The 9926-nt window shown below is 57.2% G+C and carries 12 protein-coding genes; 1 reads left to right on the forward strand and 11 read right to left on the reverse strand.

Annotated elements, in window-relative coordinates:
* Positions 1-29: 29 nt before the first annotated feature.
* The 11 genes from sseB to trmJ form a co-directional block, all read right to left on the reverse strand.
* Positions 30-806: an enhanced serine sensitivity protein SseB gene (gene sseB, locus FQK12_RS27130; protein WP_014230370.1), complete on the reverse strand. Its 777-nt coding sequence runs from the start codon at positions 804-806 to the stop codon at positions 30-32.
* A gap of 111 nt (positions 807-917) precedes the next feature.
* The gene (gene pepB / locus FQK12_RS27135) at positions 918-2204 is read right to left on the reverse strand and encodes an aminopeptidase PepB (RefSeq protein ID WP_014230371.1); all 1287 of its coding nucleotides are present in this window, start codon (positions 2202-2204) and stop codon (positions 918-920) included.
* A gap of 107 nt (positions 2205-2311) precedes the next feature.
* Positions 2312-2512: a Fe-S cluster assembly protein IscX gene (gene iscX / locus FQK12_RS27140; RefSeq protein WP_004104502.1), complete on the reverse strand. Its 201-nt coding sequence runs from the start codon at positions 2510-2512 to the stop codon at positions 2312-2314.
* Position 2513: 1 nt separating this feature from the next.
* A complete protein-coding gene (gene fdx / locus FQK12_RS27145; protein WP_004104503.1) occupies positions 2514-2849 on the reverse strand; it encodes an ISC system 2Fe-2S type ferredoxin in 336 nt (111 codons plus the stop codon).
* Between the two features lies 1 nt (position 2850).
* Positions 2851-4701, reverse strand: coding sequence for a Fe-S protein assembly chaperone HscA (gene hscA, locus FQK12_RS27150; RefSeq protein ID WP_014230372.1), 1851 nt, complete (start codon positions 4699-4701; stop codon positions 2851-2853).
* A gap of 15 nt (positions 4702-4716) precedes the next feature.
* Positions 4717-5232 (reverse strand): co-chaperone HscB, encoded by a 516-nt coding sequence (gene hscB, locus FQK12_RS27155; RefSeq protein WP_004104505.1) that lies wholly within the window; start codon positions 5230-5232, stop codon positions 4717-4719.
* A gap of 73 nt (positions 5233-5305) precedes the next feature.
* Positions 5306-5629 carry an iron-sulfur cluster assembly protein IscA gene (gene iscA, locus FQK12_RS27160; RefSeq protein WP_004104506.1) on the reverse strand — a complete coding sequence of 108 codons (324 nt, stop codon included), beginning with the start codon at positions 5627-5629 and terminating at the stop codon, positions 5306-5308.
* Positions 5630-5648: 19 nt separating this feature from the next.
* Positions 5649-6035: a Fe-S cluster assembly scaffold IscU gene (iscU, locus tag FQK12_RS27165; RefSeq protein WP_002913991.1), complete on the reverse strand. Its 387-nt coding sequence runs from the start codon at positions 6033-6035 to the stop codon at positions 5649-5651.
* 26 nt (positions 6036-6061) lie between these two features.
* The gene (gene iscS / locus FQK12_RS27170; RefSeq protein WP_004134936.1) at positions 6062-7276 is read right to left on the reverse strand and encodes a cysteine desulfurase; all 1215 of its coding nucleotides are present in this window, start codon (positions 7274-7276) and stop codon (positions 6062-6064) included.
* Positions 7277-7452: 176 nt separating this feature from the next.
* Entirely contained in the window at positions 7453-7944 is a 492-nt protein-coding gene (gene iscR / locus FQK12_RS27175) for a Fe-S cluster assembly transcriptional regulator IscR (protein ID WP_004853217.1), read from the reverse strand.
* A gap of 237 nt (positions 7945-8181) precedes the next feature.
* Positions 8182-8922, reverse strand: coding sequence for a tRNA (cytosine(32)/uridine(32)-2'-O)-methyltransferase TrmJ (trmJ, locus tag FQK12_RS27180; protein ID WP_014230373.1), 741 nt, complete (start codon positions 8920-8922; stop codon positions 8182-8184).
* 120 nt (positions 8923-9042) lie between these two features.
* Between trmJ and suhB the strand changes: the two genes are divergently transcribed.
* A complete protein-coding gene (gene suhB / locus FQK12_RS27185; RefSeq protein ID WP_004853221.1) occupies positions 9043-9846 on the forward strand; it encodes an inositol-1-monophosphatase in 804 nt (267 codons plus the stop codon).
* Positions 9847-9926 lie beyond the last annotated feature (80 nt).

Below are 9926 nucleotides of genomic sequence, written 5' to 3' on the forward strand. Positions count from 1 at the left end.
GAACAACGGGGGCCTGAGCCCCCGTTGAGTTAAATAATCCGATTGTGCTTAAAGTCGCGCAGGAAGCTGCCCCAGCGCTTTTCATAAAACGGCGTGATGTGGGCGATCATAAAGTGGCTAATCCCCTTTTCCCCCTCCACCACCTGACAGATATCAATCGGCTCGTCGCCGGGAAGCGTATCGGTCGCCACGCTGCCGGTCGCCTGAATAACCTCCTCAATATCGCCTTCCGCTTCAATACCAATCAGCAGGTTGGCTGGCGCATCGGCGCTGTCTTTGATAGAGCATAAAAACGCGCGCTTCACCGTTTTCAGGGTCTTAAACAGCGTGGTCAGCGAGTCCACCATCTGCGCGGGCGGCTCGGCAACCTCAGACAGCAGCAGCGACTCTCCGCCTTCAAGCACGGTCTGGGTGCTGAGCGGGCTGCCCTCTTCCCCCAGCAGATGGCTAATCTCACGCGGCGCAAACTCTTTGCCGGTGGCGAGTTTGGCATTGAGATAGAGCGTTTCGCCGAGGGTCATGGCGAACAGCGTGCGCACCGGCATCACCACAAAAGACTGTTCGTCCTCAACGGCCTGCTGCAGCGCTTCCAGCGAGGTGAAAAAAGGAATGACCGATGTGCCATCATCTTTTTCCCAGTGCTGCAGATCCAGCACGCTGTCTTCAACGACCTGCTCGCCCTGAGCGGCGGCTCCGGGTACCCACACGGTAGCTTCCAGCAGCGTACGGAAAAACGCCGGACGATGGCCTGGCTCGGTAGCCGCCTTCTCCAGCAGGGTTTCTAGCTCATTTTTAGTTTCGGACATAGTAGTTCCACAACGAAAATCCCCTCACCCCGGCTCTCTCCACGAAGGAAGCGGGAGAAAGCCGAACGTGACCTCCCCCTGAAACATCAGGGGGAGGGTCAGGGGAAAGGGTTATTCCGCGGTCAGCAAATTAGCAATAGTGCGCACGCCGAGGCCGGTCGCGCCCGCCGACCACTGCTCAACCGCAGATTTGCGGTAGGTCGCCGAGCAGTCGATATGCAGCCAGCCTTCATGATAATTCTCCACGAAGTGGGACAGAAAGCCCGCCGCGGTGCTGGCGCCGGCCGGATAGGCCGCGCTGCCGGTATTGTTCAGTTCAGCAAAGTTGGACGGCAGCTGGCCGCGGTGGAACTCAGCCAGCGGCAGGCGCCAGAAAGCTTCGTTTTCAGCCTGCGCGCTCGCCAGCAGGCGATTCGCCAGCGCATCATCAAAGCTGAACAGCGCGTGATAATCATTGCCAAGCGCGGTTTTCGCCGCGCCGGTCAGCGTGGCGGCATCGATGATCAGCGCCGGCTTTTGCGCCGAAGCATCGATCAGGCCGTCCGCCAGCACCAGGCGACCTTCCGCATCGGTGTTCATGATTTCCACGGTTTTGCCGTTGCGATAGTGAATAATATCGCCCAGTTTGAAGGCGTTACCGCTAATCAGGTTATCGGCGCAGCACAGATACAGCTTCACGCGCTTGTTCAGGCCGCGCGTGATGGCGAACGCCAGCGCGCCGGTTACCGTCGCCGCGCCGCCCATATCGGACTTCATCGAGTCCATAAACGCGCTCTGCTTGATGCTGTATCCGCCGGAGTCAAAGGTGATGCCTTTACCGACCAGGCAGGCGTACACCGGGGCTTCTTTGTCGCCGGTTGGGTTATAGTCCAGCGCCAGCAGGACCGGCGGACGCTCGGAGCCGCGGCCGACGGTGTGGAGGCCCAGGTAGTTCTGCTCGCGCAGATCTTCGCCCTTGGTGATGCGATAAGAGACGTTATCGCAGGCCACGCTGCACAGCAGGTCTACCGCACGCTGCGCCAGCTGTTCCGGCCCCAGCTCTTCCGCCGGGGCGTTGATGGTGTCGCGGACCCAGTCAATAATGGTCAGGCGGTTATCCAGTTCGCTTTTCTGCGCATCGTCGAGGGCCGGCCACTCCACTTTGCGGCTGCCTTTCGGGCCTTTATAGCCGGCCCAGAATGCCCATGCGCGATCGGTATCCCAGCCCTCGCCGTCAAGCGCGACATGTTTGATGCCCATGCCGTCAATTTTTCGCGCCGCGCGCTGAATCAAACCGAGGTCGTCTTTGCCGTTCAGATGCAGGGCGATGCCGTCGTTATTAATGCTGTAAGATGCTTTTTCTCCCCAGCGCGCATCGGCTGGCTGAGCGGTAAGCGTAATTTTCATAGCTTCGGTCATTATCATTATCCTTCTTAGCAAACGGGCCGCCGTATGGCAGCCCGTAAAGTTCTTTCGCTCGTTGTTTCATCCGGCTTAAAACCACCGGGTAAATCATGACGCGAAAATTATTCTGCTTCGTCTAACCAGACTAGCAGAATCGCCTCAAGAATTTTTTCATTGGATGCGTTCGGATCGTCATCAAACTCTTCCAGATCGCAAATCCACTGATGCAGATCGGTGAAGCGAACGGTTTTCGGGTCGAGATCCGGGAAAGCGTCGTACAGCGCTTCGCCGATTTCACGACTATCGGTCCATTTCAGTCCCATATTAATGCTCGCGTGCGTGGTTGATGGTGTAACGCGGAATTTCGATGACCAAATCTTCGTCAGTCACCCGCGCCTGGCAGCTCAGACGGCTGTCGGGCTCAAGCCCCCAGGCCTTATCCAGCATGTCGTCTTCATCTTCGGTACTTTCCGCCAGCGAGTCAAAGCCTTCACGCACGATGCAGTGGCAGGTGGTGCAGGCACAGGATTTTTCGCAGGCGTGTTCTATCTCAATACCGCTACGCAGCGCTGCATCAAGAATGGTCTCACCGGTCTCAGCTTCCACAACTACGCCATCCGGACACAGGTCCTGGTGGGGCAGAAAAACAATTTTTGGCATTTTAAACCTCGTCCACGGATTGGCCTTTCAGCGCGATACGGACCGATTGATCCATACGACGTGCGGCAAATTCCTGGGTTTGTGTGTCGATATTTTTAATCGCTTCTTTGATTGCATCGGCATCATCGCCTGCCGCTGCGGCGCGCACTTGCTCCGCGGCGTCATCGATAGCCTGACGCTCTGCGGCGCTTAACAGCGCGGCGTCGGCGGCCAGCGCGCTGACCAGACTTTCCAGTACGCGCGCGGCTTCAACTTTTTGCTCGGCCAGCATACGCGCCTGGACATCCTGTTCGGCGTAGCTCATCGAATCTTTAATCATGCTGGCGATCTCGCCATCGGTCAGACCGTAGGACGGTTTCACCTGGATAGAGGCCTCAATGCCGGTCGATTTCTCCATCGCCGTCACGCTCAGCAGGCCATCGGCATCCACCTGGAAGGTCACGCGAATATGCGCCCCGCCCGCCGGTAATGCCGGAATGCCGCGCAGCGCAAAGCGCGCCAGGGAGCGGCAGTCCTGCACCAGCTCGCGCTCGCCCTGCATAACGTGGATAGACATCGCCGTCTGACCATCTTTGAAGGTAGTGAACTCCTGGGCGCGCGCCACCGGAATGGTGGTGTTACGCGGGATAACCTTTTCCACCAGGCCACCCATGGTTTCCAGCCCCAGAGAGAGCGGAATGACATCAAGCAGCAGCAGTTCGCTGTCCGGCTTATTGCCTACCAGGATATCCGCCTGAATCGCCGCGCCGATGGCGACGACTTTATCCGGGTCGATAGAGGTCAGCGGCGTACGGCCAAAGAATTCGCCGACGCGTTCGCGCACCAGCGGCACGCGGGTCGAGCCGCCCACCATCACCACTTCCAGCACCTCTTGCGCCTCAACGCCGGCGTCTTTCAACGCGCGACGGCAGGCCAGCAAGGTGCGTTTGACCAGCGGGGCGATCAGCGCATTAAACTGGCTACGGGTCACCTCCCCCTGCCAGCCGCCGACGTTCACCCGCGCCGTCTCGGCATCGCTGAGGGCGATTTTCGCCGCGATCGCCGCGTCAAGCAGCTCGCGCTGCAGGCGGTTATCACTGCGATCGCTCAGGCCAGCCTGCTCGCGCAGATAATCGGCCAGCAGATGATCGAAATCGTCGCCGCCGAGCGCGGAATCGCCGCCGGTGGCCAGGACTTCAAACACGCCGCGGCTCAAGCGCAGCACGGAGATATCAAAAGTACCGCCGCCGAGATCGTAAACCGCGATGACCCCTTCCTGACCGGAGTCCAGGCCGTAGGCTATCGCCGCCGCGGTCGGCTCGTTCAGCAGACGCAGCACGTGCAGGCCCGCCAGACGCGCCGCGTCTTTGGTTCCCTGACGCTGAGCATCATCGAAGTAGGCCGGCACGGTAATCACCACGCCGTCGAGCTCGCCCGCCAGCGCCTCGGTGGCGCGTTCGGCCAGCGCTTTTAGAATGTCGGCAGATACGCGGATCGGATTGAGCAACCCCCCCGTAGTCTGAATCATCGGCAGGCCGTTTTCGCTGGCCTGCAGCTGATAAGGCAGATGTGGATAGCGGGCCTCGATATCGGCCAGAGAGCGGCCCATCATGCGTTTGACGGAGCTGATGGTGTTGACCGGATCCAGAGCGGCGTTTTGTCGCGCGTCATAGCCCACCGTCAAACCCGAAGCCTGATAGTTCACCACCGACGGCAGCAAATAGCGCCCCTGATGGTCGGGCAGAGTTTCGGCCTGGCCGCTACGCACGGTAGCCACCAGTGAATTGGTGGTGCCCAGGTCGATACCCGCCGCCAGACGTCGCTGGTGCGGCGCGGCGCTCAGTCCGGGCTCACTAATTTGTAATAAGGCCATAATTGCTTCCGAAAATTAAAAATCGAGCAGTTTTTCTTCGAGTTGTTCCGCACTGCTTCGCAGTTTATCGAGAAAACGCAGCTTGCGCACGGTATCCGCCGCCGCCTCCCACGTCTCGTTATTCAGTTGTTCAACCATCAGCTGATGCCGGGTATCAAATTGCGCTTTGACCCGCTTGATAAAGCTTTCCAGCCGCGCTTCATCTTTCGCCTTGCCTATCTCATCGAGCTCTTCGCGCAGTTCCAGCTGTTCCATCAGGAACGCGGTATCGCGCACGGTATGCTGCTCGCTGGCGAGATCGAAACCGTGAAGTGAAAGGAGATATTCGGCGCGGGTCAGCGGATGACGAAGGGTTTGCCACGCCTGATTAATGGTGGCGGACTGCTGCACCGCGGCGAGCTGTTCAGCCGCGCTGCCGCTGGCGAACTTATCGGGATGATACTGGCGCTGTAGCTCCTGGTACCGGGCAGCCAGGGGTTCTAACGAAAGGGTATAGCTGGCCGGTAACCCGAAGAGGGTAAAATAGTCCATAGCAACCTCAGGGTTAACGAGATAAAGCAAACCCCACGCGCAGCGAGACTACGGTGGGGTCAGGGATAACCGATTACACGTTAAAGCTTTCGCCGCAGCCGCACTCGTCTTTCACGTTCGGGTTGGTGAACTTAAACCCTTCGTTAAGACCTTCTTTGACGAAGTCCAGCTGCGTGCCGTCGAGGAACTGCAAACTTTTGCCGTCGATCACGACCTTCACGCCTTTGTCTTCAAACACGGTGTCTTCTGCCGCCGGCTCGTCAACAAACTCCAGTACATAAGCCATACCCGAGCAGCCGGAAGTTCTGACTCCCAGGCGCAGACCAAACCCTTTACCGCGGTTGGCCAGAAAGGTGTTGACTCGCGCTGCTGCACTGTCGCTTAAAGTAATCGACATAACAAACCTCAACTCTTAATTATTTTGCTTCACGTTTGCTTTTGTAATCCGCAATCGCGGCTTTAATCGCGTCTTCCGCCAGAATAGAGCAGTGAATTTTCACCGGCGGCAGCTCAAGCTCGTCTGCGATATCGGTGTTTTTGATCGCCTGAGCTTCGTCCAGCGATTTCCCTTTCACCCACTCGGTCACCAGGGAGCTGGAAGCAATAGCGGAACCGCAGCCGTAGGTCTTGAAACGCGCGTCTTCAATGATACCTTCATTGTTGACTTTAATCTGCAACTTCATCACGTCGCCGCACGCCGGTGCGCCAACCATGCCGCTGCCGACGTTTTCGTCGCTATTGTCGAAGGAGCCGACATTGCGCGGATTCTCGTAATGATCGATAACTTTTTCGCTGTAAGCCATGATGAATTCTCCTTATTGGTGCCGAATTAGTGATGTGACCATTCAATGCTGTTCAGATCCACGCCCTGCTTGAACATTTCCCACAGCGGAGAAAGTTCGCGCAGACGACCAATGGAGTTGCGAACCAGATTGATGGTGTAGTCAATCTCTTCTTCGGTAGTAAAACGACCTAAAGAGAAACGAATAGAGCTATGCGCCAGCTCGTCGGTCATCCCCAGCGCGCGCAGCACGTAGGACGGCTCGAGGCTTGCGGAAGTACAGGCGGAACCGGAAGAGACCGCCAGGTCTTTCAGCGCCATAATCAGCGACTCGCCTTCAACGTAGTTAAAGCTGACGTTGAGAATGTTCGGCGCGCCCTGCTCGAGATCGCCGTTCAGGTAGACCTCTTCCATATCTTTTACGCCGTCCCACAGACGGTTACGCAGGCCGCGCAGGCGGGCCATTTCGCTTTCCATCTCTTCTTTCGCGATACGGTAAGCTTCACCCATACCGACGATCTGGTGGACAGGCAGCGTCCCGGAGCGCATGCCGCGCTCGTGACCGCCGCCGTGCATCTGCGCTTCGATACGAATACGCGGTTTACGACGCACATACAGCGCGCCGATGCCTTTCGGGCCATAGATTTTGTGGCCGGAGAAGGACATCAGATCAACTTTCAGCTGGCTCAGGTCGATAGGCAGTTTGCCCACGCTCTGGGTCGCGTCAACGTGGTAAATGATACCGCGGGCGCGGCACATCTCGCCGATGGTAGCGATATCCTGCACCACGCCGATTTCGTTATTCACGTGCATAATGGAAACAAGGATGGTGTCATCACGCATCGCGGCTTCCAGCTCTTTTAAATCGATAATGCCGTTACGCTGCGGGGCGAGGTAGGTCACTTCAAACCCTTCGCGCTCCAGCTGACGGCAGGTGTCCAGCACGGCTTTATGTTCGGTTTTGCTGGTGATGATGTGCTTGCCTTTTTTCTGATAAAAGTTGGCTGCACCTTTAATCGCCAGGTTGTCGGATTCCGTCGCGCCGGAAGTAAAAACGATTTCGCGCGGGTCAGCGCCGACCAGCTCGGCAATCTGATTACGGGCGATATCTACCGCCTCTTCAGCCTGCCAGCCAAAACGGTGTGAACGCGAGGCCGGGTTACCAAAGGTCCCGTCCAGGGTCAGGAACTGCATCATTTTCTCGGCAACACGCGGGTCCACCGGCGTGGTTGCGGAGTAATCGAGATAGATCGGTAATTTCATTGCTCTATAAACTCCGTACATCGCTTCAATGCAAGGAATCAGGCAACCGGCTGGATGTACGACCGAGTACACAGGATGTCGGAACATCCTGGCCTGATTCGAAAATCTTTTTTATCTTTTTTACTCAGCTCGTTTCAGCTTGCAGCCGATAGCTGCAAGATGAAACTGAACGAGAACTACGCGCGCAGTTTGACGTCGATGGCGTCCTGAGCGCGGGTGCTACGCTGGGATTCATGGTTGTGCTGACGGCCAGAGACATCAAGGATTTCCTGGTTATTCACCAGTTCGCCCAGCGTGATGTTATTCAGAAAACCGGTCAGTCGCTCGCTCAGATCGCGCCACAGCGCGTGAGTCAGACACTTATCGCCGCCCTGGCAGCCGCCTTTACCCTGACAACGGGTGGCGTCAACGGATTCGTCCACTGCGCTGATAACTTCGCCAACCGCGATGCTACCCGCTTCTTTACCTAACAGATAACCGCCGCCTGGACCACGTACGCTGGAAACCAGGCCATTTTTGCGCAGGCGAGAGAACAGCTGTTCCAGATAGGAAAGCGAAATTCCCTGACGCTCTGAAATATCAGCCAACGGAACCGGACCCGATTCAGAGTTGAGCGCAACGTCAAGCATCGCGGTCACGGCATAACGCCCTTTAGATGTCAGTCTCATGTCTTACTTAACCTCAAACTCGCCCCTGCCCGGGCTTTTTATTAATATGGGTATTGCATAGCAAGGGCAAGTCTGACATTCCCGAGTAAATTGGTCAACTATTTACTTGACTGTTTTAGTCAGGTATTTGGCTTTCCGTGCCGTTTCACTTCAGCGCGGCCTGGTGCCCTCGCCCCGGCCCTCTCCCACAAGGAGAGAGGGAGCCCGCAGTACCGCGCCGCCGGGCAACGGCGTGCACTATGACGCTTTATTTTTCTGCTGCTGCTCAATTGACGCCAGCATGCCGCGCAGGATGTTCAGCTCCTGGCTTTCCGGGCGGGCGCGGGTAAACAAACGGCGCAGTTTGTTCATCACCTGGCCCGGGTGGCTGGCGCGGATAAACCCGGTTGCCAGCAGCGTCTGCTCCAGATGACCGTAGAAACGCTCTAAATCATCCACCAGCGGATACGGGGTTTCTTCATGCTCGATGACAGGTTCATTTTGCTCCTGCGCCGCCAGCCAGGCCATACGCACTTCATAGGAGATAACCTGCACCGCCATCGCCAGGTTCAGCGAGCTGTATTCCGGATTCGCGGCAATCGCCACGTGGTAGTGACACTTCTGCAGCTCTTCGTTAGTCAGGCCGACGCGTTCGCGGCCAAATACCAGCGCGATCGGCGCATGCTGCGCTTCGGCAACGCTTTTCAGGCCGCATTCACGCGGGTCGAGCATCGGCCACGGCAGCGTACGGGAGCGCGCGCTGGTCCCCACGACGAGGCTACAGCCCGCCAGCGCTTCATCAAGGGTATCAACGATGTGGGCATTGCCAATGACGTCGCTGGCCCCGGCCGCCAGAGCGATGGCCTGAGAATCGGGTTTGACCAGAGGATTGACCAGCCACAGGTTGGTTAACCCCATGGTTTTCATTGCGCGGGCGACGGAGCCCATATTGCCGGTGTGTGAGGTTTCTACCAGTACGATTCGAATATTTTGCAGCATTATGGTTCTTCGGCTAAAGATTATTCGTGCATGCTATCATAAAACGAAGACATAAGGAGATTTCACTGTTACTATATGCGCCGTTTTTTCCCGTTCTTTAACATCCAGTGAGAGATACCGATGCATCCGATGCTGAACATCGCCGTGCGCGCAGCGCGCAAGGCGGGTAATTTAATTGCCAAGCACTACGAAACCCCTGACTCCGTAGAAACCAGCCAGAAAGGCAGCAATGATTTTGTGACCAACGTCGATAAAGCCGCCGAGGCGATGATTATCGAAACCATTCGCAAATCTTACCCGCAGCACACCATCATCACCGAAGAAAGCGGTGAGCACGCTGGTGAAGATCAGGATGTTCAATGGGTTATCGATCCACTGGATGGCACCACCAACTTCGTCAAACGTCTGCCGCACTTCTCCGTCTCCATCGCCGTACGCATTAAAGGCCGTACTGAAGTGGCCGTGGTTTACGATCCGATGCGTAACGAACTGTTCACCGCGACCCGCGGTCAGGGCGCGCAGCTGAACGGCTACCGCCTGCGCGGCAGCAGCGCTCGCGACCTGGATGGCACAATCATCGCCACCGGCTTCCCGTTCAAAGCAAAACAGCACGCGACCTCTTACATGAACATCCTCGGCAACATGTTCACCGAATGCGCGGATTTCCGCCGCACCGGTTCCGCGGCCCTGGATCTGGCCTACGTTGCCGCTGGCCGGGTTGACGGTTACTTTGAAATCGCGCTGAAACCGTGGGATTTCGCGGCAGGCGAGCTGATCGCCCGTGAAGCAGGCGCTATCGTCTGCGACTTTACCGGCGGCCATAACTACCTGCTGACCGGCAACATCGTTGCAGGTAACCCGCGCGTCGTGAAAGCGATGCTGGCCAATATGCGCGAGCATCTGAGTGAAGCGCTGAAGCGCTGAAGCGTTAATTTCTCACCGCATGAAAAGTAAAAGACCACCTTCTGAGAAGGTGGCTTTTGAGAATGCCCCCTGTAAGGGGG

The sequence above is a fragment of the Klebsiella sp. ME-303 genome (assembly GCF_007910085.1).
GTDB classification, from domain to species: Bacteria; Pseudomonadota; Gammaproteobacteria; order Enterobacterales; family Enterobacteriaceae; genus Klebsiella; species Klebsiella michiganensis.